The sequence below is a fragment of the Mordavella massiliensis genome (genome assembly GCF_016902415.1).
GTDB classification, from domain to species: Bacteria; Bacillota; Clostridia; order Lachnospirales; family Lachnospiraceae; genus Merdimonas; species Merdimonas faecigallinarum.
The window spans coordinates 1-25828 of sequence record NZ_JACJLV010000026.1; the positions used below are offsets into that span (position 1 = coordinate 1).

Here is a 25828-nt window from a genome sequence, read left to right on the forward strand (position 1 = left end):
TGCCACTTGCATAACCGTCCTCACGTATCAGACGCTCCCGTTCAAATATTTTCATATACTCCAGTGACACCTCCCTGTCATGCTTCACTTTCTGAACCATCTGATGGATGGCCATAAGATCCGCATCCTTTGCATTCTCTTCCCTGGAATCTTCCAGATACTGCAAAAGCCGTTGAAGTTCCGCCGGCGGATTTCCTTTTATTCCCTTTGTATATAGAAATATGGTTCTGGCTCCGTCTTCATAAACAAGACCCGGTTCCTCCACGCAGCAGCTTTTGATCGTGTAGACCATACGGTTTAACTGAAAAGGATCATAGGGACATATAAAGATCACAATTACATTTTTCAGTTTCCCGTAATCTTCCCCGGATGCCAGACTGTCTGCGTCTATCTTTGCATGGTAGAAGCGGGCCCGTTTAGGCAATGCCAGACGCAGAGATTCTCTTCCGTCTTTGTCCGGTTCGATATCATAAACCGTATTTAGGTCATCTGCTTTTTCTTCTGCATAAACGTCCAGGCGGATGCCGTGTTTGTCTGTGTCTGCGCCAAAATATACTTTCTGGGGAATGATCCGGATCTGTTTGATTTCCCGGTTCAGGATAATGGATACCATTCTCCGGCATACTTCCGGGCCGATCCCCGGGTAGCTTAACACGCTTCCCATCAGAAAATCATCAAGTAGATTCAGCTCTTCAAGATTCCTTTTTTGCATAGTTTTCTCCTTTCATTGTATTGCTTTTTCTCTGAAAAGCCAAGGAGAATTTGAGAAAAGAAAGGAGGAGAATCCTTCTGCCATTCCCGGCATTTTCAGATCCTGCGATACAGATTTTGTTTTTGAAGTTTGGAATAGTTCCGCGATACTGCGGAAGAAAAAAGATAAATACAGAATATGTATTTGCAAATATATGATAGCAGATGGAAAAGGAAGGTGTCAATGGTTGGAACGGCGAACGCCACCTCTAAATGCTTCGCATTTCTCGGTGTTCGTTTACTCTTCCCCCGAATAGCACGAACGCCACCTCGATTCCGCTTCGCTTCATCTCGGTGTTCGTTTGACTCACATAAAAGCGAAAAGGGACTCTGGATCCTATGCAAGCATGGATCCAGAGTCCCTTCTCGCTTTTGCGTTCGTGCTATTCGTTCATGTTTGCGAGTTTGGCTGCCTGATCGGCTGCGATGCAGGCGTCTATGATTTCCTGGATATCTCCGTTCATGATTTTGTCGAGTTTATAGAGAGTCAGTCCGATACGGTGATCGGTAACGCGTCCCTGCGGGAAGTTGTAGGTTCTGATTTTTTCGGAACGATCGCCGGTTCCGATCTGACTCTTTCTTGCTTCTGCTTCTGCATCGTGGCGCTTCTGGCACTCCAGATCATAGAGTTTTGCGCGCAGCAGAGCGAATGCTTTTTCTTTATTCTGCAGCTGAGATTTTTCTGTCTGGCTGTAGATTACAATACCGGTGGGATAATGGGTCAAACGTACCGCAGAGTCTGTGGTATTGACGCACTGACCGCCGTTTCCGGACGCGCGCATGACATCGATCCGGATGTCTTTTTCATCAATCTGAATATCTACATCTTCTGCTTCCGGCATCACGGCTACCGTAATGGTGGAAGTATGGATCCGGCCGCCCGACTCGGTTTCCGGCACTCTCTGTACCCGGTGTACACCGGATTCGTATTTCATCTTGGAATATGCCCCTTTTCCGTCAATCATAAAGGTCACATTCTTCATTCCGCCGATCCCGATCTCTTCACATTCTACCAGTTCTACTTTCCAGTGCTGACTCTCTGCATAGTGCAGATACATCCGATAGATTTCAGCGGCGAACAATGCCGCTTCGTCTCCTCCTGCTCCTGCACGGATCTCAACGACTACGTTCTTTTCATCATTGGGATCTTTCGGCAGAAGGAGAATTTTTAATTCATGCTCCAATTCTTCTACTCTTGCCTTGGAATCATTCAGTTCTTCTTTTGCCAGTTCACGCAGTTCCTCGTCAGACTCTTCTTCCAGCATCTGAAGGCTGTCCTCAATATTCTGCTTACAGGTTTTGTACTCCTGATATGCCTCAACGATCGGCGTCAGGTCGTTTTGTTCCTTCATCAGCTTCCGGAACCGGTTCTGATCGTTTGCCACATCCGGCTCCTGCAGCTCACTTAAGATTTCCTCCAGTCTTACAACCAGATCTTCTAATTTATCAAACATGAGTATTCCTCCTTCATTTCCATACATTCAAGACTCACTGTCTTTTATTGTAACCTTCCCGCCGCAACACGGTCAAGACCTGCCAGATCTTTTTTCACAGAAACTTCCGTATACCCGGCATTTTCCAGCAGTTCCGCCACGTCTCTCCCCTGGTCGCAGCCAATCTCAAACAGCAGGCGTCCGCCATTCTTCAGATAACTTTTACTTTCTTCGATGATCCTCCGGTAAAAAAGCAGACCGTCTTCCGCTCCGTCCAATGCGATCCTGGGATCATACAGCCGCACTTCCTCCTGCAGTTCTTCAATCTCTGCAGAACGGATATACGGCGGATTCGATACGATCAGGTCGAAAGCGCCTGTTACTTTTTCAAACAGATCTCCGCAGAGCCACTGTGCCCTGTCTTCCACATGCAGTCTCTGTCCGTTTGTTCTTGCCATTTTAAGAGCTTCTGCGGAAATATCACTTCCAACGCCGGTCAGTCCAGGGCAGAAATGGAGCAGACTGATCAAAATACAGCCGGATCCGGTACACAGATCCAGCACCCGCATACCAGGCATGGCATACTTCAGCGCTTCTTCTACCAGCGTCTCCGTATCCTGTCTCGGGATCAGTACCTGGTCATTCACCCGGAAAGAAAGCCCCATAAACTCCTGCTCTCCGGTGATATGCTGTAAAGGGATATGCCCTGCTCTTTTTTCAATACACTCTCTGTAACGGCAAAGATCTTCCTCTGTAACCACCCGTCCGGGATCCCCATAATAAGAAGCCCTGCTGATCCCTGTCACATATTCCAAAAGATACCAGGCGTCCAGTCCGGCCTCTGCAATTCCCGCACGTTCCAGGGTCTCTTTCCCCTCTCTATAAATCTGCTGCAGTGTCAAAATTTTCCCGTTCATACGCTCTCCAGTCAAATACCGCCTCCACTGCCTGGATCGCCACCTCGATCATGGAGTCGTCCGGTTCTTTGGTGGTCAGTTTCTGAATCGCCAGCCCCGGCCTGCTGAGCAGGTTGATCAGAGGATTGTCAGAATTCCCCGCAAGCTTCAGCACTTCATAAGAGATCCCGGCGATCACCGGCAGGAGCAGGATCCGGATCAACACCCGCATACCCGTGGACTCCACCTGGATCAGAAACAGCAAAAGAATACTGATAGCCAGTACAAAGAAAAGAAAACTGGTCCCGCAGCGCTTATGCTGTCTGGAGCTGTTCCTGACATTCTCTACAGTCAGCGGAAGTCCGTGTTCAATACAATTGATGCATTTATGTTCCGCTCCGTGGTACATAAAGGTCCTCTGAATATCTTCCATCCTGGATATCAGCAATATGTACAGCACAAAAATGCCGATCCGGATCAATCCTTCAACCAGTGTCCTGACATGGTAAGACGGGATTCCCGGTTCCAGAACAGAAGACAGAAAATAGGGAAGGACCATAAAAATAGCCACGGCCACGATCACAGAAAATGCTACGGTTCCCCGCATCAGCCATTTCTCCTGCTGTTCTCTCTTCTTTTCCTCTTCCCTGGATAGTTCTCTTTGCTCTTCTTCCTCATCCTCAAAAAAGGATGCCGAATATGTCAGTGTCCGGATTCCCAGTACCAGAGAATCAATAAAATTAAAAATGCCCCGGATAAAAGGGATCTTTGTCAGACCTTTTGCTCTGCCGGCAATACTGTGATAGACATTTTTCTCCACAATGATCTCACCGTCGCTTTTTCGCACAGCCACTGCATACTCGTCTTTATGTTTCATCATTATGCCCTCTAATACGGCCTGGCCGCCGATATTGGATGACTTCATGCTTTTCTTCCTCCCAAAGGCAGGCTTTTTGTCTGCCTGCCGGACTTATCTGTCACACACAAAAATGGGTTGAGATTCTTAAAAACCTCAACCCGTCTCTTGTAAGCTTTATTTGCCCATTCCGTATTTCTTGTTGAACTTATCTACACGGCCGCGAGCCTGTGCAGCTTTCTGCTGTCCGGTATAGAATGGATGGCATTTGGAGCAGATCTCCACGTGAATGTCTTCGCTGGTAGAACCTGTTACAAATGTGTTTCCGCAGTTACAAGTTACAGTTGCCTGATGATATGCCGGATGGATTCCTTCTTTCATGATTTTCACCTCTTCTTTATTTAGTCAGCCGCACGGGAATCGTGCGATCAATATTCGTTTTCTAAACAGCTATATAATCATAGCATAAATGTCAAACCTTGTCTAGATTAATTTTGTCTTTTTTACCAATTGAATTAATTCCGCATTGTTTCTGGTCCTGCTGAACATATTCAGAATATTGTCAGCCACCTCTTCAGCCCGCATTCCGTTCAATGCGCGGCGCATGGTATCCACTGCCTCCTGCTCTTCTTTTGACAGCAGCAGATCCTCCCGTCTGGTTCCGGATTTGTGAATATCAACGGCCGGGAACATCCTGCGCTCAGACAGCTTGCGGTCAAGCACCAGTTCCATGTTGCCGGTTCCCTTAAACTCTTCGTAGATAACGTCATCCATCTTGCTTCCGGTATCTACAAGCGCTGTGGCAAGGATCGTAAGGCTTCCTCCTTCCCGCATATTGCGGGCCGCGCCAAAGATACGCTTCGGCGTATGGAGGGCTGCAGGATCAAGACCACCGGAAAGCGTTCTTCCTGAGGGCGGTACTGTCAGGTTATAGGCGCGGGTCAGTCTGGTGATGCTGTCCAGAAGGATCATAACGTCTTTCTTATGTTCCACCAGACGCTTCGCCCGTTCGATCACCATCTCAGACACACGCTTATGATGCTCCGGAAGTTCATCAAAGGTAGAATAAATAACCTCTACATTCTCGCCTTCTATCGTCTCTTTGATATCCGTTACTTCCTCCGGACGCTCATCGATCAGCAGGATCAGAAGGTGGATCTCCGGGTTATTCTTGCGCACAGACAGCGCCACCTGCTTTAAAAGCGTGGTTTTTCCAGCCTTCGGAGGTGATACGATCATACCTCTTTGTCCTTTTCCGATAGGGGACAACAGATCCACGATCCTCATAGCAGTGCTTGTCTTTCCTGTTTCCAGTCTGAGTCTTTCATCCGGGAAAATGGGGGTCATGTCCTCAAAATTAGACCTTCTCACCGCTTTCATCGGATCCAGTTCATTGATCTTTGTCAGATATAAAAGTGCGCTGAACTTTTCCTGCTGCGTCTTGATCCGGGTATTGCCTTCCAGGATATCTCCTGTCTTCAGATTAAACTTACGGATCTGGGACGGCGATACATATACATCGTTTTCTCCCGGCAGATAATTGGCGCTGCGGATAAATCCGTAACCGTCCGGCATCACTTCCAGAATGCCGTTGGCTTTGATTCCGCTGTCCAGCTTGTCGATATCATGAATATCCTTATCTCCCGTATTTGCGGACATTTCCTTAACCGTTTCCCGATCCGCCTGTCTTTCTTTTTCGTCTTCCTCCAGCATCAGTTCGATCACTTCTGCTTTCTTCAATGCGGAAACGCCTTTGAGCCCTCTCGCCTTTGCGAGATCCTTCAATGTCGCCAGCGGCAGAGATTCATATTTTTCTCTCATCATTTCTGTCTATTCCTCTTCTTTCCTATGGTCATCAATTCTTTTTGTTCTCTTCTTAATCTGTATGTTCGGGATTCTGCTGTCGATATGACTTGGATAAAATACATTCGTATTATACTACAACGGTATCTGTTTTTAAAGAGTTTTTTTATTGAAATGCCCCATTTGTAATGGTATGATAGAAGTTAAGTATGAAAAAGCAATGGAATGATAAACGGTACCACTCTCTGGATTATGAGCTGCGGACCAGATACGGAGAAAAAATGTATAAGATCTCTCTGGACGGAGGATTCACCTGCCCCAACCGGGACGGAACCCTGGGAACCCGGGGCTGTATTTTCTGCAGCCAGGGAGGGTCCGGCGACTTTGCTTCAGACAGACATCTGTCTGTCACAGAGCAGATTGAGACCGGAAAAGCACAATCTTTGGCCAAATATGCAGGCGGTGGATATATCGCCTATTTTCAGGCGTATACCGGCACCTATGCACCGGTATCCAGGCTCCGGGCTCTGTTTATGGAAGCCATCCGTCATCCGGATATCCGGATTTTGTCCATTGCCACCCGGCCCGACTGTCTGGAGCCGGAAGTCCTTGATCTTCTGGAAGAACTCCGGCAGATCAAACCGGTATGGATCGAACTGGGACTGCAGACCATCCACCCGGATACTGCACGGCTGATCCGGAGGGGCTATGAACTTCCCGTCTTTGAACAGGCAGTCTCCAGTTTGAGAGACCGGAACATTGATGTGATCGTTCACGTGATCATCGGCCTTCCGGGCGAGACAGAGTCCATGATCACCGATACGGTCCGCTATCTTGCCGCCATGGACATCCAGGGGATCAAATTCCAGCTTCTTCACGTACTGCGTCATACAGACCTGGCAGTGCTGTATGAAAAAGAGCCTTTCCGGCTCCCTTCCATGGACGAGTATATCCGTATCATCGGAAATTGTCTCTGTCTTCTGCCGCCGGATGTTGTCATCCACCGTCTGACCGGGGACGGTCCCAGAGACCTTCTGATCGCGCCGGAATGGTCCCTTCATAAACGCCGGGTCTTAAACCAGCTCCACAGATATCTGAAAGATCAGGACCTGTGGCAGGGAAAGGAGTATCATCATGGCTTCAACATTTAAATTGTACAAACTGATTATTTTATATATGCTGAATAAAGTGGATTTCCCTCTGACAAATTCCCAGATCTCCGAGTTTATCCTGGACGAAGGATATACCACCTATTTTAAACTCCAGCAGGCTCTTGCAGAGCTTGCAGAGTCCGGATTTATCCGGGAGGAATCCACTCACAGCCGCACCTTCTACCATCTGACAGAAGAAGGCCGGGAAACTCTGCATTTTTTTAAAAATGACATTTCCACGGCCATTCAGGAAGATATTGATTCTTTTTTAAAAGAAAAAAATTATGAATTAAAAAATGAAGTATCAGTCAAGTCCGACTACTACCGGAACACCAACCGGGAGTACTCCATTCACTGCCAGGTGGTCGAGCAGGGCGTTCCCCTGATCGATCTTACCGTCACCGCGCCTACCGAAAAGGAAGCCGAGACGATCGCCAACAACTGGCAGCAGAAAAATGAAGAAATCTACGCATGGATCATGGCGCATCTGTTATAACAGGAATTCACTCATCACATAGTTGCTGACGTCGATCCCAAACTCCGTCAGCCGCACAAAATCTCCTGCACATTCCAGGAGATTTTTTTTCTGCATATTTTCCAGTACCTGTCCGTACACCGTTTCCATCTCGCACCCGAACAGTACTCGGAATCTGCGGCGGGACACGCCCTCCATTTTTCTAAGTCCCAGGAACATATACTCTTCCATTTCATCCTGCATAGACAGCGTGATCTTCTCTTCTCCCTGGTTCCACCTCTCATGTCCGATCAGAGACGCGGCGCCGGTCCCGATCCCCAGGTATTCTGTCCGGTCCCAGTACCCCAGGTTATGACGGCATGAGAAACCCGGCTTCGCGTAATTGGAAATCTCATAGCGCAGGAATCCATATCCTTCCAGGATTTCCCTGGTCCTGTGATACATCTTTCTTTCCGTCTCTTCATCCGGAAGTTCTCCTGCATGCTGCGCTCTCTCCCGCCCTTTCTCTCCATACATCTCATAAAAGGGAGTTCCTTCTTCAATGATCAGCCCATAGGCAGAAATATGTTCCGGCCCCAGTTCCGCCACAGTTTTTAAAGTATGTTCAAACCCTGTCAGCGTCTGTCCCGGGATCCCGGACATCAGATCCACATTGATATTCCCAAATCCCGCCTGCCTGGCCAGCCGGAAGCTTTCCAGAAAATCTTCATATGTGTGGATTCTCCCCAGCCGTTTCAATTCATCATTATCTGCCGACTGAAGCCCCAGGCTTAACCGGTTGACGCCAAGTTTCCGGTAAGTCTCCAGCTTTTCCATGGTCAGAGTTCCCGGATTTGCCTCAATGGTAAACTCCACGTCCTCTTCCAGCACAAAAGTCTCCCGGACTGCCTCTGCAATCCGTTCCATCTGGCAGCTTTCTAAAAGAGATGGCGTTCCCCCTCCGATAAAGATGCTGACAACATGATAAGCCTTCGCCAGCTCATGGTACTTTCGTATCTGCCGGCAAAGGCTCTCTACATATTCCCGCCGTTCTCCGGCCGGAGCCGGAGCGGACAGGAAATCACAATATTTACATTTCTGTACACAAAATGGTATATGAAGATATAATTCTAAAGGTCTCATTACTTATCATCCAGCTTTAATACACTCATAAATGCTTTCTGCGGGATCTCCACATTTCCTACCTGACGCATCCGCTTCTTTCCTTCTTTCTGCTTTTCCAGAAGCTTCTTCTTTCGGGTGATATCTCCGCCGTAGCACTTGGCAAGCACGTCTTTACGCATAGCCTTCACAGTCTCTCTGGCAATGATCTTGCTGCCGATGGCCGCCTGGATCGGGATCTCGAACAACTGTCTTGGGATCTCCTCCTTCAGCTTCTCGCACATCTTTCTGCCCCGCTCATAAGCGGTATCCGCATGAACGATAAAGGACAGGGCGTCCACTTCCTCTTTATTAATGAGGATATCCAGTTTCACGAGATTCGACTGTACATATCCATCCAGCTCATAATCAAAGGATGCATATCCTCTGGACCGGGATTTCAATGCATCAAAGAAATCATAGATGATTTCATTCAGAGGCAGATGGTACCGCAGAACCGCGCGGGTCTCTTCCATATATTCCATTCCGTCATAGACGCCTCTTCTCTCCTGGCACAGTTCCATGATCGCCCCGATAAACTCAGAGGTAACCATGATCTCGGCCTTGACGATCGGTTCTTCCATATATTCAATCTCCGAAGGATCCGGAAGATTGGACGGGTTAGTCAGCTCGATCACTTCTCCATTGGTCTTATAAACTTTATAAATAACTCCGGGAGCTGTTGTTACCAGATCCAGGTTATACTCTCTTTCCAGACGTTCCTGTATGATTTCCAGATGCAGAAGCCCCAGGAACCCGCAGCGGAAACCAAATCCCAGTGCGATCGACGTCTCCGGCTCAAACTGCAAAGACGCATCATTCAGCTGCAGTTTTTCCAGTGCATCCCGAAGATCCGGATACTTAGCCCCGTCTGCCGGATACATGCCGCAATATACCATGGGATTTACCTTTTTATATCCGGGAAGCGGTTCCGCACAGGGCTTTGCCGCGTTGGTGATGGTATCGCCCACACGGGTATCCTTCACATTTTTCAGACTTGCGGTAATATATCCCACCATGCCTGCTTCCAGTTCATCGCAGGGAATAAACTGGCCGGCTCCGAAATATCCGACCTCCACGACCTCTGCCCTGGCGCCGGTTGCCATCATCAGGATCGGCGTCCCTTTTCTGACCGTCCCCTCCTTGATCCGGCAAAAAACGATCACACCTTTATAGGAATCATAAAGGGAATCAAAGATCAGCGCTTTTAAAGGCGCTTTGGGATCGCCTGAAGGAGCCGGGATCTTCTCAATGATCTGCTCCAGCACTTCGTCTACATTCTCTCCGGTCTTGGCAGAGATCCGCGGCGCGTCCAGAGCCTCGATCCCGATCACATCCTCGATCTCCTCGATCACCCGGTCAGGTTCTGCGCTTGGCAGGTCGATCTTATTGATCACAGGCATCACATCCAGATCGTGATCCAGAGCAAGATACACATTTGCCAGGGTCTGTGCCTCCACCCCCTGGGCCGCATCCACAACCAGGATCGCGCCGTCGCAGGCTGCCAGACTTCTGGAAACCTCATAATTAAAATCCACATGGCCCGGTGTATCGATCAGATTGAAAATGTATTCTTCTCCGTTCTTTGCCCGATATACCGTACGGACCGCCTGGGCTTTGATCGTAATTCCTCTCTCCCGCTCCAGATCCATATTATCCAGAACCTGAGACTGCATCTCCCGCTTTGTCAGAAGACCCGTCATCTCAATGATCCGGTCTGCCAGTGTAGATTTCCCATGGTCAATATGTGCAATAATACAAAAATTACGAATATTTTTCTGCTCTATTCCTGCCACGTATCTTCTTCCCTTTCCGTTCAACAATTTTGCACAGCGTAGTATATCACATCCCACTGTTCTTTACAATGAAAAGTTCTACGCCCATCCGGTCCATCAGCCGCCCGGTCTTTACCTTTTCTTCTATGTCCGCCGCCTCTTCCAGGATTCCCCTTAAGTCTTTTTCCGAAAAAGCCCGGCACTGCTGCATGCATTTCCCTGCCACAAAGGGGTGGAGTTTTGCCTCGCCGGCGATCCTGGACTTGTCATATCCCCGGCGGACCATATCTCCTACTTCCAGAAGGAGTTTAAACTGCCGGGTCACCAGATACAGGATCCTCATAGGCGGTTCCTTCAGCGCCAGCAGGTCATAATACAGGTCCAGCGCCTTTCTCTGCTGTCTGGCCGCCACAGCATCCACCATGGCAAAGATCTGATTGGTAATATGTCCGGTACAGATCGCATCTATATCCTGCGGTGTGATTTCTTCCCTTCCCAGAGTATAGGAAAAAAGCTTTTCCATCTCCTGCTCCAGATTCTCCATATCGGTCCCCACCCGGCTTATCAGATAACGCGCCGAAGATTCCCTGATCTTTTTGCCTTCCCGCTTCATATTACCGGCGATCCAGTATAGAAGTGTTTTCTCATCCTGAATGCCAAGCTCTGCCACACGGCCCTTTTCTTTGACCGCCTTATAAAGCCTGCCTCTTTTGTCCACTTCCTGTTCCACAAACAGAAAACATGCCGTCTCTGGCATGTTCTTCACATAATCGGCAAGCTCCGGCGACGCCGTTTTAAAAAAGCCGGAGTTTTCCACCACGATAAGTCTGCGCTCTGCAAAGAAAGGCATGGTCTCCGCCAGATCGATCAGCTCGCCCGGATTGATCCCTTTTCCTTCATAATAAGTATAGTTCATCCTGTCCCCGTCCGGGAACATGGCTTCCGTGATCTTATCTTTATACTGCTTTTTTAAATAGGCCTCCTCCCCATAGAGGAGGTAGGCCTGTTTAAATGTTCCTGACTTGATATCTTCGTTTATACTTTTCATAGATCTCCTCAGCGGATCTTATCGTACCACTTCTCTTGTGATCTCGCTTAAGCTGTGTACTCCGCACATTGCCATTGCATCGGCAAGTTCGCCGGAAAGTTTTTCTGTCAGGGCTGACACTCCCTCTGCCGCTCCGCCGTATACGGCTGTTACAAACGGCCGGCCGATCAGCACGGCGTCTGCGCCAAGCGCCAGGGCTTTTAAAATGTCCACGCCGGAACGGATGCCGCCGTCCACAAAGATCTTGATATCCTTTCCGACAGCCTCCGCGATCTCCGGAAGCACCTCAGCAGTCGGCGGGCACTGATCCAGTACACGTCCGCCATGGTTGGATACAACGATGGCTGCCGCCCCTGCTTCTTTTGCCTTCAGAGCGCCCTTTACTGTCATGATTCCCTTTAAGATAAACGGAACCCCTGCAGCCTGTACCACTTCTTTGAGTTCCTCTACAGATTTGCTTCCTGCCGGAGGCGTCTGATTCTTAAGGAACGGAAGACCGGCCGCATCGATATCCATCGCAGCGGCAAATGCTCCGGAATCCTTTACCAGGGCGAATTTTTCTTTGAGCGTATTGATATCCCATGGTTTGATGGTGGGGATTCCCTTTCCTCCCGCAGCCTTGATCGCCTGCGTCGCTCCTTCCATGACTGCCGGATTCGTCCCGTCGCCTGTGAAAGCGGCTATTCCCGCGTCTGCGCAGGCAGATACCAGGATACTGTTATACTCCAGGTCGTCATATTTATCTCCGTAATGCAGCTTCATCGCCCCTACCGGTCCTGCAAAGATCGGATATCTGAATGTCTGTCCAAACAGTTCAAAGCTGGTGTCCACCGGTTTATTTTCACAGATGGTATCCATATTAATGCAGATCTTCTGCCATGCGTCATAATTCTGGATCGCCACAGTTCCGGTTCCCTTGGCTCCGGGACCCGGCACCTTGTTGCTGCAGGCCTTTCCATTACATACCGGACAGGCTTTGCAGAAAGGTCCGATACATGTTCTTGCATTCTCTAATACTTCCTGATACGTCATTGTACTTTACCTCTTTTCTGCTCTGTTATTCAAAAGTTCTTCAGGCAGATGCTCTATCCGTCTGACTATTCTATAGTATACTGAATTTTACCGGGGATTGTCAATCGTCAGCTTCCCGTCTGCCTCTGCCATAATCTGTATCGCCCCGTATTCCTGTGTGGACAGTACGCGGCTTCCACAGGCCGCAAGCCTTTCCATCGTCTCGGCATGGGGATGTCCATACCGGTTATCCCGCCCTGCCGAGATGATTGTATATTCCGGATTTGCTGCTTCTAAAAACTCCCCGCCTGTAGAATTTTTGGATCCGTGATGAGACGCTTTCAGTACTTCCCATGTTTTCTCCGGCTCTTTCCGGATCCTGTCTGTCAGTGCCTTTTCTCCCTCTCCTTCCACATCGCCTGTCAGAAGCATATCAAAAGACTGGTAATTTAGTGCAAGTATAAGAGACGCTTCATTGCCGGGCAACACAGATCCGGAAGGCCCCAGACAGGTAATCTCCATGTCTTTTTCACGGATCGATGTTTCCGGTTTCATAGAATAAACCGTAACCCCTGCCTTTTTAGCCATTTGTCCCAACTCTCCCAGCCTTTCGTCCCACACTTCTCCAGGCGGCAGGATCAGTGCCCCGACAGACACCCCGATCTTCTGACGCTTCAGAAGTTCTTCGATCCCGTTTACATGATCTTCGTCGCCGTGCGTGACCCATACATAATCAAGCCTTCCTACGCCCTGCGATTTCAGAAATGGTTCGATCCGGTACTGACCGGGGCTTCCCACGTCACTGCTGCCGCCGTCCACCAGATAGCATCCGCCCTCAGGGCCCCGGATAAAGATACAGTCTCCCTGCCCCACATCCAGCACCGTCACAGAAATATCCCCCGGGCCGTTCAAACGCAGGCAAAGACACAGGACAGCGGCCACATATAAGACAAGCACCTGTGCACGTCCGGACAGTTTCCAGATGCAAAAGATAAGGATCAGAATCCCAAAATAAAGAACGATCTGCCAGAACAAGGGTCTTCCTGTCACCTGGCGGGCTCCCGGCAGTTCCAGCATGCCCCTGCAGCTCACCTCAAAAAGATCCAGGATCCAGCCGCACAGTTGAAGGATCAGCACTCCTGCTCCGGGAAACCAGACCGCCAGAAGACTCCCCGCCATACCAAGCGCCAGCAGTGCAGAGGACAGCGGTACTACCCAGAGATTTAAAAGAACAGAATAAACAGGGAACTCAAAGAAATAGTAAAGAAGAATGGGAAGGATCACGATATTCACGCAGAGGCTTGCCCAGAATCCCTGCATAGGAAGCCCGCGAAATTCCGGGAGAAGCCAGATCATAGCCGCCACCGCTCCGAAAGAAAGCCAGAACCCGCCGTCATAGAGATACAGCGGCCGCCAGAACAGGATCACCACCGCCGATACGGTAAGAGACGTCAGCCCGTCATAATGACGTCCGGTCATATCCGCCCCCACCCGGAATAAAAACATGATCAGGGAACGCACAACTGAAACGGTAAACCCGATCATCACCACGTACAGGATCATCAAGAGGATCCCTGCCATTCCGGCTGCCCCGTAGGAACCTGCCATACGGCGTATGATCGAATAAGCGCCAAGCCCCAGGAATGTAAGATGCAGACCGGAGATGGCCAGAATATGGCCAATGCCTGTAGCCTGATACATGGATTTAATCTCCGGATCCATGCCGGATTTTTCTCCCAGCATCATGGCTGCAAGCGTCTGCCCGTCCCGTTCTCCCATATAACGGACCAGCATCTCTTTCCACTCCTGCCTGAAATCCGACAGCGCCTGCAACAACACGCTTGCCCTTCCGTCCTTTACCACAACCGCATCCGCCCAGATAAGCCCGTGGATATCCATCCGCTGATAGTAAAGTTTCTGGTCAAAATTTCCCGGATTCCTGGCAGTGTCAAAAAAATCCGCCTCGCCGGATACCTGTATGATATTTCCAATCTGTACTTGTATTTCGGGATCTGTATAAATGAGAATCCTGTTTTCATAGAACGATGCATCTTTGCACCGGATAGAATTGTTTTTCAGATAGATTGCCTGAACCTTTGCTTTTTGTTCTGTCAGATAAACTTCTCCAAGAACCAACACCCGGTCGTTCCCGGAAACCGTCTGTTCCAGCGGCGACGGCGAAAGTTCCCGGATCAAACGCCCGCCTCCTGCCGTCACCGCCAGAATCATCCCCAGAAGCAATACCAGACAAATGCTAAAAAGGGGTCTGTTTTTCAAAAATCTTATTCCTCCACCAAATCCGGATTCCTGGTCAAAGGTTTTCCAAGATCAATACGGTTCATATACTGGATATCGCTCTCGCCATTCACAGAAATCTGCACCTGGCTTACATTCCCGCTTTCCGTCAGCGAATTTACAATGGCATATACCGTAGCCTCAGGCGTCACTCCCGGCGCCCCGTTTAAAAACTCCTGATCAAAATTCACATAACAGATATGCTCCCGGACGGACACTCCCAGCACCCGGGTCTCCGGCGGGATCACCGCCAGCATCCCCTCTTTTTCCGGTCCTTTGATCAGTTGCTCCACTACCAGTTTTTCGATAGAAGTACTGCTGTTGTACCGCAGGCTGACCGTCTCCGGCTCCAGGCAGTCTCCTTTTTCTCCTGCAAAATAAAGCTTCAGCTCCTGTAACTGGTAGGAGTGGAGCGTAGATCCTGTATTTTGCACAAAATCCTCCGGACTCATATAACCGATCTCCTGGCCGTCTGAATCGGTCAGCGGCCCTTCACCGGTAAAAAAACCTACTTCGTCCACGCCTTTGATCTGCCCCAGCGTTTCTACAAGAGCCGCGCGCAGCAGCACCTCTTCTCCTTTGGACATTCTAAGATAGCTGTCGCTAAATGTAAGGTCCAGCCGTCCGTCCGTCAAAGACCAGTCTGTAACAGACACATGATCTGGAAAAGCACTCCGGTAATCGATCGAATCCGCCTCTTTTTGCATTTCCTCCAGTACGTCCTCCACCTCTTCGTCCGCCGTTTCTCCCTGGATCTCATAGGATTCCCTCGCCAGAGAATCCTCCTCTGTATTCACATAGCAAAGATACGTTCCCTCGATTTCATCTGTTGTCCCTGTACCTTCCTCCTGTCCGCACCCGAAAACACTGGCAGACATCAGGATCAGAAGGCCAAAAGATAACATCCATCTGTTTCCTTTCATCCTGCATTCCTCTTTTCTCTACATAACATAGGTCAGCGGGATCCGTACCGTAAAAGTGGTCCCTTCGCCAAGCTGGCTGTAGACCTTGACCGCTCCACGGTGCATGACCACAGCGCTTCTTGCAATGGCAAGGCCGAGTCCTGTTCCGCCGATCTCCCGGGAATGAGACTTGTCCACCCGGTAAAACCGTTCAAAAATATGTTCCATGGATTCTTCCGGTATCCCGATTCCCGAATCCGCCACTTCCAGATAAAAATATTTATGATCCGCATTTAATGACACATGGATCCATCCGTTTTCCTTGTTGTATTTGATCGCATTTTCCACCAGATTGGAAATGGCAAGGGACAGCTTGACTTCATCCACCTCGGCGGTCACGGGACGGAAGCTTTCAAAGATCACCTCAATGTTACGAGCGGCCGCGATCGGACGGAGCCTCTTCAGGATCCGTTCCACCAGAGCATTGATATTTTCCGATGTAATATTCATGGTGTTTGCCGTCTTATCCATCTTGACCAGAGACAACAGGTCATTGATGATCTTATTTTCTCTTTCAATTTCTTCCGACAGATCCCCCATGAATTCCTGATACAGTTCAACCGGCACATTTTCCTGGGTCAGAAGGGAATCCGCCAGGACCTTCATGGAAGTCAGCGGCGTCTTCAGCTCGTGGGAGACGTTTGAGACAAATTCGGTACGGGAATCATCCAGCACCTTCATCCTTCCAAGCATCCTGTTAAAAGCCTCCGACAAAGCTCTAGTCTCTGTGTAGGCGTTTTCCTTCAGGTAATTATCTCCGTACCCTTCTGTCACCGCAGAAATAGACCGGGTAATCCTCTGGAACGGTTTGACCATCACAAATCCCAGCAAAAATGCCAGCACCAGAACCACCAGTGTCATCGTGATCCACGCAACGGCGGCCTTTCCGGTCAGCACGGCCAGATTATCTTCTATGGAATCTGTAGACACACTGACCAGCAAAACCCCAAGCACATGCTCCCCGGACGGATCGTAGACCGGAGACGTTACTTCTATATAGGCATTCTCTTCATCATATCTGCTGGTACCCGTTCCTTCCAGACACCGGATCACATCCGCGGACACGATGGTTCTGCCAATATCCATATCATATGTATCTTCTTCCACCTGGAAATTATTATCGATCACCAGTACCCGTCCGTCGTAAATATTGGACATCTGCACCAGTTCCGTCTGTATAGATTCATCCGCCCGGCCGTTCAGAGTCCCCCGGCTCCCGAGCTGATTACATAGAATTGTACATTGATTCTGTATTTCGGCAGTCCGTACATCTACTGCCCTTGTCTCATAACTGTTCAGGATCACGGCCTGCATGATCAGAGCCGGAACCGCCCCGAAAAGGACCACCAGAAGGATGATCCTGAACCGGAGGCTTCCCAGTATATGATTGGAAAAATATCTTTTAACCCCTGAAATAATAACCAACACCCCATTTTGTATAGACATATTTTGGATCGCTCGGATTGGTCTCGATCTTCTCGCGAAGTCTCCGGATATGTACGTCCACTGTCCTTGCATCGCCCGGGTATTCATATCCCCACACGATGTTCAGCAGATTTTCCCGGCTGTATACCTTTCCGGGATTCATGGCCAGAAGCTCCAGAAGATCAAATTCTTTGGCCGTCAGATTGATCTCTTTTTCCCCGATCATTACCCTGCGGCTCTCGCAGTCGATCTTCATCTCTCCTTTGATCACCAGTTTTCCGCCGGCGTTTTCCGGATCCCTTCTGCCTGTACGGCGCATGATCGCCTTGATCCTGGCCTTTACTTCCAGAATATTAAATGGTTTGGTGATATAATCGTCTGCCCCGTACTCCAGACCTAAGATCTTATTCATATCGTCGTCTCTTGCAGTCAGCATGATAATGGGAACATCGGAAAATTCCCGGATCTGCCGGCAGACCTCAAATCCGTCCAGCTTCGGAAGCATCACATCCAGAAGAATCATGTCATAATGATTTTCCCTGGCAAGTTTCAAAGCCTCTTCTCCGTCATAGGCGCAGTCCACGTCCATATCGTCCTGCTCCAGGCTGAACCGGATCCCTTTTACAATTAACTTTTCATCGTCTACCACCAACACATGTCTGTTCATGAAACTCTCCCCTGTTATACTTTGATCTGGTCTTTGATCTTTTCAAAGACGCCTTCTTTGATGCCGCTGATCTCCATCAGCTCTTCAATACTCCCAAACTTTCCGTTTTCTTCCCTGTACCGGATGATCGCGGAAGCTTTCGCCTCGCCGATCCCGCTCAGGGTCATCAGTTCTTCCGCTCCTGCGGTATTGATGTTCACCTTTGTCTGCCCCGTCTCTGCCGGGCCGGCCGATTCCAAAGGAACGGTCCCCTCCTCCATCTCCTCTGCAGAAGGGACATAGATCTGCTGCCCGTCCTCGGCCTCTGCCGCCTGATTTAATCCTTCAGCCGCAGCCTGGGGGCCTAAGCCTCCTGCTGCCTCTACCGCCTCATAGATCCGGCTGCCTGCCGGCAGTTCATAGACGCCGGGCGACGCCACCTGCCCGCAGACGTGAACGATCACCACAGATTCTCCGGGTTCTTCCTGCTCTTTCGCTTCCCCGCCCTCTTTTGCATCTTTCGTATCTTCCCCTTCCGGACGTTCTTCTTCCATCTGCACCTCGGCCAGCGCCGGTTCTTCCCTGCCGGAAGAACATCCAGCCTGGGAAACGCCCCAGAAAAGGATCAGGATATATACCGGCAAAACGCGCCGGAATCTCCTGTTTTCATCTCTATACTTTTGTTGTTTTCTCTGCATATCTGCTCCTTTACGGTCTGTCGGAACCGCAAACACCCTGCATATGCCTAGATAAAGCTATTGTACTATTTCCACTGGAAAATTGCAACTCCAATCAAAGCGATCCCCATGCCGATCACCCGTCTCCATTCCAGCGGTTCTTTTTCCACTCCGAAAAGCCCCAGCACCTCGATTACATAAGCCACGATCAGCTGGCTCATCACAATAAAAAAGGCAGCTTTTGCTGGGCCGAGCTGGGCCATGCTCTTAATCACAGTCCAGGTGATCCCGGCGCCGATCACCCCGCCAAGAAGCATATATTTGGGCTCCACCTTCGCGATAGCCGCAATACTGTCTCTCCCGGTCAGAAGCCAGGCCGCAAGACACAGAAGAAGGGCGCTGAACTGCACCCAGCCGTTACTGACCCACATCCCCGTTGTCTTTGTCACCTGGGTATTAAACACACCCTGCACGCTCATCAGCGCGCCGGATAAAATGGCAATCAAAAACCCGATCATTGTCTGGATACCTCCTTGCTTTTTCAGGTTAGTATCTCCAATGACCGGGATTTTTATGTTTTACTCTTCCTGTCGCCTTACAGAGATTTCTTCAGTTTTTCAATCATCTCATCCACATGCTCTTTTTCGATGATCATCGGAGGAACCAGACGGATCACGTCGCTTCTTGCGGTAATGATCACCAGCCCCTCTTCCATGGCTTTTGCTGTCACCTCTCCTGCCGGGCGGTTCAGACGGATGCCCTGGATCAGTCCGGTGCCCTTACGTTCCAGGACGCTTTCTTCTTCCTGCACCAGCCGATCCAGCTGTTCTGCCAGATATTCCCCTATATCTCTGACATGTTCTGTCACATGTTCTTTTTCAAAGATTTCCAGTGTCTTTGCCACTGCCGTACAGGCAAAGGGGTTGCCTCCATAGGTCGTGCCGTGGTCCCCGGGCTCCAGAGAATCTGCCGCCACTGCTTCTGTCATGGCAAATGCCCCCACCGGAACGCCGCTTCCGATGGCCTTTGCCATGGACATGATATCCGGCTTCACTCCGTAATACTGCCAGGCAAACATCTCTCCGGTCCGTCCCATGCCGCACTGGATCTCATCAAAGAGCAGAAGGATCCCCTCTTCGTCACAGATCCTGCGGACGCCCTCTAAAAATTCCGGAGACGCCATGTTGATACCGCCCTCTCCCTGGATGGGTTCTAACAGGATGCCGCAGGTTTTCTCCGTTACCAGTGCCCTTACACTTTCCAGATCATTCCATTTTGCAAACTTTACCCCAGGGATTAGCGGTTCAAAAGGAGTCCGGTAAGCTTCATGCTCTGTCACAGACAACGCTCCCATGCTCCGCCCGTGAAAAGAACCTTCCATTGCAATAAACTCGTATCGACCGGTTCCTCTTTTCCATGCGTATTTTCTGGCTGCTTTGAGCATCCCTTCATTGGCTTCCGTCCCGCTGTTGGTAAAAAATACCCGGTCCATGCCGCAGGCCTTTTTAAGCGCTGCCGCCGCCTTTCCGCAGGACTCATTGTAAAACAGGTTCGATGTATGCAGAAGTTTTTTCGCCTGCTCTTTCAGAGCCTTTGTCAGTTCCGGATGGCCGTATCCCAGACCGCACACGGCGATACCTGCCGCAAAGTCCAGATATTTCCTGCCTTCCGAATCGTAAAGATACACGCCCTCTCCCCGGTCAAATTCTACCGGAAACCGGTTGTAGGTGTGCAAAAGCGCTTCTTCTGTTTCCTTCATATATGGGGTTCTCATTTTCTCATCTCCGTTCTTTCTCACTGTCTGTCCTATTCTCCCTGATAGTACCGCTCATCCGTATCGTTCAGAATGGCTGTACCGATTCCTTTGTTGGTAAAGATCTCCAGCAGAAGACAGTGGGGAATCCTTCCGTCCAGGATATGCACCCGGGACACTCCGTTTTCAATGGCGTCAATGCAGTTCTGAAGCTTGGGCAGCATGCCGCCTCCGATATAGCCCTGGTTCATCAGAGCTTCCGCCTCTGTGACCGGCAGTTCTGAGATCAGCGTGTCCGGATCATCCGGATCCTTATAGACGCCTTCAATATCCGTCAGAAACGCCAGTTTCTCCGCCTTCATAGCCCTTGCAATGGCGCAGGCCGCGTCATCGGCATTGATATTGTAGGTCTGGTACGCATCATCCAGGCCGATGGGGCAGACGATCGGCAGAAAATCCTTTTCCAGCAGGTCGTAAAGGATATCTGCATTGACGTGCGTGATCTCTCCTACGAACCCGATATCTTCTCCGTCTGCATACTTTTTCTCCACAGACAGGAGTTTTCCATCTTTTCCGCTGATGCCGATGGCCCGCACGCCCAGGCTTTCCACCAGCTGTACCAGGCTTTTGTTGACCTTTCCCAGCACCATCTCCGCCAGTTCCATGGTGGCTTCATCGGTGACCCGCAGTCCGTTGACAAACTCCGGCTCCATGCCGACCTTTCCCACCCACTTGCTGATCTCCTTTCCTCCGCCGTGAACAATGATCGGCTTGAATCCGACCAGCTTCAGGAGGGTAACATCCTGAATGACCCGCTCTTTTAGCGTCTCATCAACCATGGCGCTGCCGCCATATTTTACTACAATAATCTTCCGGTTAAATCTCTGGATATAAGGCAGCGCTTCGATCAGCACCTCTGCCTTGTCCAGATACTTCTGCATGCTTTTTTCCATTTCTTTCGCTTCCTTCCAAACTTAACTACGGTAATCTGCGTTGATGTCAATATATCCGTGCGTCAGATCGCAGCCCCAGGCGGCGGCGCCTGCCTCTCCCATCTTTACATCGGCGATCACAGTGACTTCCGGCTGAGAGAGGATCTTTGCAGCCTCTGCCTCGCTGTAGGGAAGAGCCGTTCCATTTTCAATGATCTGTATCTTTCCTGCCTTGCTTTCAAAGAACAGATCCACATTTTCCGGATCAAACTGTGCACCGGAATATCCCATGGCACACAGGATCCTGCCCCAGTTGGCGTCATGGCCGGCGATGGCTGTCTTGGTCAGATTGGAGCATACGATGGATTTTGCCAGAGTTTTCGCCTGTTCCCTGTTCTCGCAGCCTTCCACTCTTGCTTCCAGCAGTGCGGTGGCTCCTTCTCCGTCTCCTGCGATTTTCTTTGCCAGATACTCATTGATCGCATGAAGGGCCCCGGCAAAGGTCTCGTATTCCGGAGTGCCATACCGGATCTCGGGATTGCCCGCCAGTCCGTTTGCCAGCAAAAGAACCGTATCATTGGTAGAAGTGTCTCCGTCTACCGAGATCATATTGTAAGTATCCTGCACATCTTCACTTAAAGCTTTCTGCAGCGTTTCCTGCCCGATGACGGCATCTGTAGTAATAAATGCCAGCATGGTACACATATTGGGATGGATCATGCCGGAACCCTTTGCCATACCGCCGATGGTCACCGTCTTTTCCCCCACCTTAATGATCGCTGCCAGCTCTTTTTCGCAGGTATCTGTAGTCATGATAGCCCTGGCTGCATCCGTGCCATTGTCCAGAGAACCGTTTTTCTTCTCCGCCAGCACCCGGACCCCTGCTTTGACCTTTTCGATGGGAAGCTGCATGCCGATCACTCCTGTTGAACCGATAACAACGGATTCCGGAGCGATCCCCAGCGCTTCTCCTGCCGCACGTGCGGTTTCCTCGCAATATCCAAGACCCTCTTTACCTGTGCAGGCGTTGGCAATCCCGGAATTAACCACAACTGCCTGGACCTTTCCTTTGCCGTCAATGACCTGCCGGTCCCACTGAACCGGCGCCGCTTTTACCACATTCGTAGTAAAAGTTCCTGCCGCCACGCAGGGCTCTTTGCTGTATACAAGCGCCATGTCAGTGCGGTCCTGATATTTGATCCCCGCCGCCGTGCTGGCCGCTTCAAATCCTTCTGCTGCTGTTACTCCTCCGGTAATGATCTCCATAAAACTATCCTTCCTTTCTTTCTCTTTCTATTGAATAAATGCAGTGATGTTTTCTTCATTCAATGTAAAATCATAATAATTTAAATCTTCCCGCTTTGTCCATCCGATCTCTTTCCAGAATGCATTTCCAATGTCATTTCTGGTAAAAGCGATCAGGGAAACCTTATTGATGCCTTCTTCTTTGAGGGCATTCATTGCCGCTCCTACCATAGCTCTGCCGATCCCCCGCATCCGGTGGGCCGGATCTACGCACACATGATAGAGGCAGCCCCGTCTTCCATCATGGCCGCACAGGATCGCTCCTACGATCTTTCCGTCTTCTTCTGCCACCACACTGGTGGTTGGATTTCTCTTTAAGAACCGTTCCACACCTTCTCTGGAATCGTCCATGCTGCGGATCCCGAATCCTTTGATGGTCTTCCACAACGCATACACCTGGTCATAATCCCTGCTGTTCATCACTCTTACTGTATACATGTTCTCCTTCTCCTTATCACCGGTCACGTTTCTATGGGAAGAGCGGGACCAGATCGAGTCCTTCGTTTTCCGGAAGGCCGAACATCAGATTCATATTCTGCACTGCCTGGCCGGCCGCTCCCTTCACCAGATTATCGATGGCTCCCATCATCACGATCCTTCCGGTCCGCGCATCGATCTGAAAACCGATATCTACATAGTTGCTTCCTTCCACCCATCGGGTCTCCGGACAGGTCCCCGGCTCCAGCAGGCGGATAAATCTTTCCCCGCCATAATACTCCTGATAGATCCTGCCGACCTCTTCCATGGTCACAGGTTTCTTTAAAGACGCATATTCCGTAGCCAGGATCCCCCGGTTCATCGGAACCAGATGGGGCGTAAAGTTGAGCAGGACCGGCTCGCCCGCAGCATAGGAAAGCTGTTCCTCGATCTCGGGCGTGTGGCGGTGGGTCGTAACGCCGTAGGCCTTGATATTTTCATTGACCTCGCAGAAGAGATTGGCAACTTTTGCGCCTCTTCCCGCGCCGCTGGTGCCGGATTTCGCGTCCACGATCAGGGTATTCATGTCGATCACTCCTTCTTTTGCCAGCGGATAGGCCGTCAGGATCGAACAGGTGGTGTAGCACCCTGGATTGGCTACCAGCCGGGCCTGCCTGATCTCTTCCCTGTTGATCTCGCAAAGTCCATAGACAGCTTCTCCGATAAACTGTGGACTTTGATGTTTAATCCCATACCATTTTTCATAAATGTCTACATCTTTGATACGAAAATCCGCGCTCAGGTCGATGATTTTGGTTTTTGACAGGATTGCTTCGCTGATCACAGAGGCGCAGTACCCCTGAGGCGTGGCGGTAAAGATCACGTCCGCCTCCTCTGCCAGTTCTTCCATGTGGTCATCCAGGCACCTGGCATCCACGATCCGGAAAAAGTTACGGTAAATATCCGCAAATTTCTGATCAATATAACTTCTGGACCCGTACCAGACGATCTGCACGTCCTTATGTCCTGTAAGGATCCGCACCAGTTCCGCTCCCGCGTAACCCGTCGCGCCGATGATTCCTGCTTTTATCATATATGCTCACATCCTTTATTTCTTCTCTTGACTTACGCATTCCATTATATATGAAATCCTTTGAGAATCAAAGGTATTTTCACAAGAAAATAGCTTGCATAATTATACATCCATTTGTATAAAACATGCAAGCTATTTTTCTCATTTTCTATATATTTCTTTTGTTACGATCTTCCCTGCCAGAGGAATCTCCCCCGCCAGACGTTTTTCCCTCCCGCCGGACGGGTCGTGACAAGCGGCACGTTCTGATACCGGTAGATGCCAAGTAAGATCCCAAGCAGCACATCTGTCACCAGCATGCCGGTATTTCCAAAGGAAAGGAAGGGACAATACACCGATCCGCGGGGCAATAGTCCCGTATTGACCAGAACATAGATACCAAACCAGGCCGCCAGCGCCAGCGTACAGCCGATTCCCATCATCCTTCCCAGCTGGTTGCTCTGTTTCAGAGAAACCAGCAGCAGGCGGAAGAACAGATATCCGATCAGCCCGGTCAGCACAAGGGCCAAAAGCAGGCCGAAACTGGCTGCGATATAGGCCAGCATATAAGAGCTGCCGTCTCCTGCCAGATAGCTGTCTTGCGGAAGTTCTCCTCCGGATCCGATCCATTTCCCCGATAGAAAGATCCGCCGCAGGCCTTCCATCCAGTCTGCGATCTCCGGCGCATAGACGGAAGGACGGAAAATGGCCCGGAGTCTTTCGATCTGATACAGGGGCGGCAATCCAAAGGCACCCTTCCACCACAGCACTGCCAGAAGCGCCGGCAGACCAACGAAAATCCCAAGGATCGCCAGAAACGTCCCTGCCCTGTTCACGCGGTACCAGCCCTTCCAGAGCGCCAGGCACATCAGAACCACCAGAAGTCCTCCCAGGAAAATGGCGTTGCCCGCGCTCGGGATCCCCAGGCAGAGCAGCACCGGCAGGCTGATAAGAAAGAGATTTCCGGCTACCGTCCGGTACCCGCCGCCCCGGCTCTGAAATAAGATGGCTCCGTAGATCGGCAGAGCCAGAAACAGCACCAACTGCAAATTAAAAACAATTCCGTAGGCGCCCCAGGACGCTCCGTTGATAACAGGGCCAAAAAACCACACCCCCGGAAACAACACCACAAAAGCGCCCCACCAGATTCCCTTTGCGTACCTTCCGATCCGGCTGTAATCCAGGTAACACACGCCGATCATCAGAGCCAGACCTGCAAGCAGAAAAACGATTTCTCCCAGGATCCCGGATCCTCCGGATGACACAAACACCACGCCTTCGATCCTGGCATCCAGAAGGTGACGCAGGAAAAATCCGGCAGCGTGAAGGATTCCGATCAGGGCGATCAGCCCCCAGGGCATTTTCGGCCGATGAATCCGGTCCAGTTCCACACCTGCTGCCACCGGATCACCCATCTCCCGGACCGCCGCCTCTTCTGCCTCGGTCTCTGTCATTCCTTCCTTTAAAAAGGTTTCTTTCTGATCCTCAATGTGGCCGTTCAATTCTTTTGCAATCCCTTCCCTGGCTTTCTCACAACGGATCTGTTCTGTGATCGTCTTCAGATATTCTCTCCGGTTCACAGCGCACCTCCCATCTGCAGCACACGCTCGACTGCACTTCGATAGGTGTTCCACTCTTCCTCCTTTTCCTTCAGCGCCTTTTTGCCGTCTCTGGTCAAATGATAATATTTGCGGACCTTTCCGCCTTCCTCCTGCTCATAAGAGGTAAGAAAGCCTTTCTCTTCCATCCCGTGGAGCAGCGGATAAAGGGTTCCCGCCTTCAGTTCAAATACATAATTGGATCGCTCCCTAAGCCTTTCAATCATCTGGTATCCATACAGATCCCCTTCTTCCAGAAGACGCAGCACCAGCATCGAAGTACTTCCGGAAATCAGACTCTTATCCATACGCATGTTTCGATCCCTCCTTTACAGAACTATGTAGATTATCTATATATCGGTTATCTATATAATATCGGGCATCCTGTGATCTGTCAACCGCTTTCCT

At 50.2% G+C, this 25828-nt stretch carries 25 protein-coding genes; 2 read left to right on the top strand and 23 right to left on the bottom strand.

Features of this window, described 5'->3' with window-relative positions:
- The 6 genes from H6A13_RS08580 to rho all read right to left on the bottom strand — a co-directional run.
- Window positions 1–712 (bottom strand): hypothetical protein (locus H6A13_RS08580; RefSeq protein WP_204909194.1); only part of this gene is annotated, 712 nt, incomplete at its 3' end.
- Window positions 713–1133: 421 nt separating this feature from the next.
- On the bottom strand, window positions 1134–2204 hold the full coding sequence (gene prfA / locus H6A13_RS08585) for a peptide chain release factor 1 (protein WP_204909195.1): 1071 nt from the start codon (window positions 2202–2204) through the stop codon (window positions 1134–1136).
- A 44-nt stretch (window positions 2205–2248) separates the two neighbouring features.
- The gene (gene prmC, locus H6A13_RS08590) at window positions 2249–3100 is read right to left on the bottom strand and encodes a peptide chain release factor N(5)-glutamine methyltransferase (protein ID WP_243424767.1); all 852 of its coding nucleotides are present in this window, start codon (window positions 3098–3100) and stop codon (window positions 2249–2251) included.
- The gene (locus H6A13_RS08595; protein WP_204909196.1) at window positions 3063–4004 is read right to left on the bottom strand and encodes a DUF1385 domain-containing protein; all 942 of its coding nucleotides are present in this window, start codon (window positions 4002–4004) and stop codon (window positions 3063–3065) included. Before H6A13_RS08595 ends, prmC begins: the two co-directional genes overlap by 38 nt.
- A gap of 108 nt (window positions 4005–4112) precedes the next feature.
- A complete protein-coding gene (rpmE, locus tag H6A13_RS08600; protein WP_070089959.1) occupies window positions 4113–4316 on the bottom strand; it encodes a 50S ribosomal protein L31 in 204 nt (67 codons plus the stop codon).
- 102 nt (window positions 4317–4418) lie between these two features.
- Window positions 4419–5759, bottom strand: a complete 1341-nt coding sequence (gene rho, locus H6A13_RS08605) for a transcription termination factor Rho (protein ID WP_476703428.1) — start codon at window positions 5757–5759, stop codon at window positions 4419–4421.
- A gap of 188 nt (window positions 5760–5947) precedes the next feature.
- Between rho and mnmL the strand changes: the two genes are divergently transcribed.
- Together mnmL and H6A13_RS08615 are read left to right on the top strand one after the other, a co-directional pair.
- Window positions 5948–6889 carry a tRNA modification radical SAM protein MnmL/YtqA gene (gene mnmL, locus H6A13_RS08610; protein ID WP_204909197.1) on the top strand — a complete coding sequence of 314 codons (942 nt, stop codon included), beginning with the start codon at window positions 5948–5950 and terminating at the stop codon, window positions 6887–6889.
- Complete coding sequence (locus tag H6A13_RS08615; RefSeq protein WP_204909198.1) at window positions 6873–7385, top strand: DUF4364 family protein; 513 nt, start codon at window positions 6873–6875, stop codon at window positions 7383–7385. Before mnmL ends, H6A13_RS08615 begins: the two co-directional genes overlap by 17 nt.
- On the opposite strand, the gene hemW is transcribed toward H6A13_RS08615, so the two are convergent.
- From hemW to H6A13_RS08700, 17 genes are all read right to left on the bottom strand, one after another.
- On the bottom strand, window positions 7380–8486 hold the full coding sequence (hemW, locus tag H6A13_RS08620; protein WP_204909199.1) for a radical SAM family heme chaperone HemW: 1107 nt from the start codon (window positions 8484–8486) through the stop codon (window positions 7380–7382). The two genes, H6A13_RS08615 and hemW, sit on opposite strands and share 6 nt — an antisense overlap.
- Window positions 8486–10300: a translation elongation factor 4 gene (gene lepA, locus H6A13_RS08625; protein ID WP_204909200.1), complete on the bottom strand. Its 1815-nt coding sequence runs from the start codon at window positions 10298–10300 to the stop codon at window positions 8486–8488. The genes hemW and lepA overlap by 1 nt, the downstream gene beginning before the upstream one ends.
- Window positions 10301–10346: 46 nt before the next feature.
- Window positions 10347–11327, bottom strand: a complete 981-nt coding sequence (gene holA / locus H6A13_RS08630; protein ID WP_204909201.1) for a DNA polymerase III subunit delta — start codon at window positions 11325–11327, stop codon at window positions 10347–10349.
- A gap of 18 nt (window positions 11328–11345) precedes the next feature.
- Complete coding sequence (locus H6A13_RS08635) at window positions 11346–12359, bottom strand: alpha-hydroxy-acid oxidizing protein (RefSeq protein WP_204909202.1); 1014 nt, start codon at window positions 12357–12359, stop codon at window positions 11346–11348.
- An 87-nt stretch (window positions 12360–12446) separates the two neighbouring features.
- Window positions 12447–14615: a DNA internalization-related competence protein ComEC/Rec2 gene (locus H6A13_RS08640; RefSeq protein ID WP_204909203.1), complete on the bottom strand. Its 2169-nt coding sequence runs from the start codon at window positions 14613–14615 to the stop codon at window positions 12447–12449.
- A 5-nt stretch (window positions 14616–14620) separates the two neighbouring features.
- The gene (locus tag H6A13_RS08645; RefSeq protein WP_204909204.1) at window positions 14621–15556 is read right to left on the bottom strand and encodes a GerMN domain-containing protein; all 936 of its coding nucleotides are present in this window, start codon (window positions 15554–15556) and stop codon (window positions 14621–14623) included.
- Between the two features lie 18 nt (window positions 15557–15574).
- Window positions 15575–17041: a sensor histidine kinase gene (locus H6A13_RS08650; protein WP_204909205.1), complete on the bottom strand. Its 1467-nt coding sequence runs from the start codon at window positions 17039–17041 to the stop codon at window positions 15575–15577.
- Complete coding sequence (locus H6A13_RS08655) at window positions 16998–17687, bottom strand: response regulator transcription factor (protein ID WP_204909206.1); 690 nt, start codon at window positions 17685–17687, stop codon at window positions 16998–17000. Before H6A13_RS08655 ends, H6A13_RS08650 begins: the two co-directional genes overlap by 44 nt.
- 14 nt (window positions 17688–17701) lie before the next feature.
- A complete protein-coding gene (locus H6A13_RS08660) occupies window positions 17702–18310 on the bottom strand; it encodes a ComEA family DNA-binding protein (RefSeq protein ID WP_243424768.1) in 609 nt (202 codons plus the stop codon).
- A gap of 119 nt (window positions 18311–18429) precedes the next feature.
- Entirely contained in the window at window positions 18430–18861 is a 432-nt protein-coding gene (locus H6A13_RS08665; protein WP_204909208.1) for a DMT family transporter, read from the bottom strand.
- A 77-nt stretch (window positions 18862–18938) separates the two neighbouring features.
- Window positions 18939–20102, bottom strand: coding sequence for an aspartate aminotransferase family protein (locus tag H6A13_RS08670; RefSeq protein WP_243424769.1), 1164 nt, complete (start codon window positions 20100–20102; stop codon window positions 18939–18941).
- 47 nt (window positions 20103–20149) lie between these two features.
- Window positions 20150–21049 carry an acetylglutamate kinase gene (gene argB / locus H6A13_RS08675; protein ID WP_204909210.1) on the bottom strand — a complete coding sequence of 300 codons (900 nt, stop codon included), beginning with the start codon at window positions 21047–21049 and terminating at the stop codon, window positions 20150–20152.
- Between the two features lie 21 nt (window positions 21050–21070).
- Complete coding sequence (gene argJ / locus H6A13_RS08680; RefSeq protein WP_204909211.1) at window positions 21071–22294, bottom strand: bifunctional glutamate N-acetyltransferase/amino-acid acetyltransferase ArgJ; 1224 nt, start codon at window positions 22292–22294, stop codon at window positions 21071–21073.
- 27 nt (window positions 22295–22321) lie between these two features.
- The gene (locus tag H6A13_RS08685; RefSeq protein ID WP_243416482.1) at window positions 22322–22771 is read right to left on the bottom strand and encodes a GNAT family N-acetyltransferase; all 450 of its coding nucleotides are present in this window, start codon (window positions 22769–22771) and stop codon (window positions 22322–22324) included.
- A 31-nt stretch (window positions 22772–22802) separates the two neighbouring features.
- The gene (gene argC / locus H6A13_RS08690) at window positions 22803–23843 is read right to left on the bottom strand and encodes an N-acetyl-gamma-glutamyl-phosphate reductase (RefSeq protein WP_204909212.1); all 1041 of its coding nucleotides are present in this window, start codon (window positions 23841–23843) and stop codon (window positions 22803–22805) included.
- 164 nt (window positions 23844–24007) lie between these two features.
- Window positions 24008–25402: an FtsW/RodA/SpoVE family cell cycle protein gene (locus H6A13_RS08695; RefSeq protein ID WP_204909213.1), complete on the bottom strand. Its 1395-nt coding sequence runs from the start codon at window positions 25400–25402 to the stop codon at window positions 24008–24010.
- Window positions 25399–25734, bottom strand: a complete 336-nt coding sequence (locus tag H6A13_RS08700; RefSeq protein WP_204909214.1) for a PadR family transcriptional regulator — start codon at window positions 25732–25734, stop codon at window positions 25399–25401. Before H6A13_RS08700 ends, H6A13_RS08695 begins: the two co-directional genes overlap by 4 nt.
- Window positions 25735–25828: the final 94 nt, after the last annotated feature.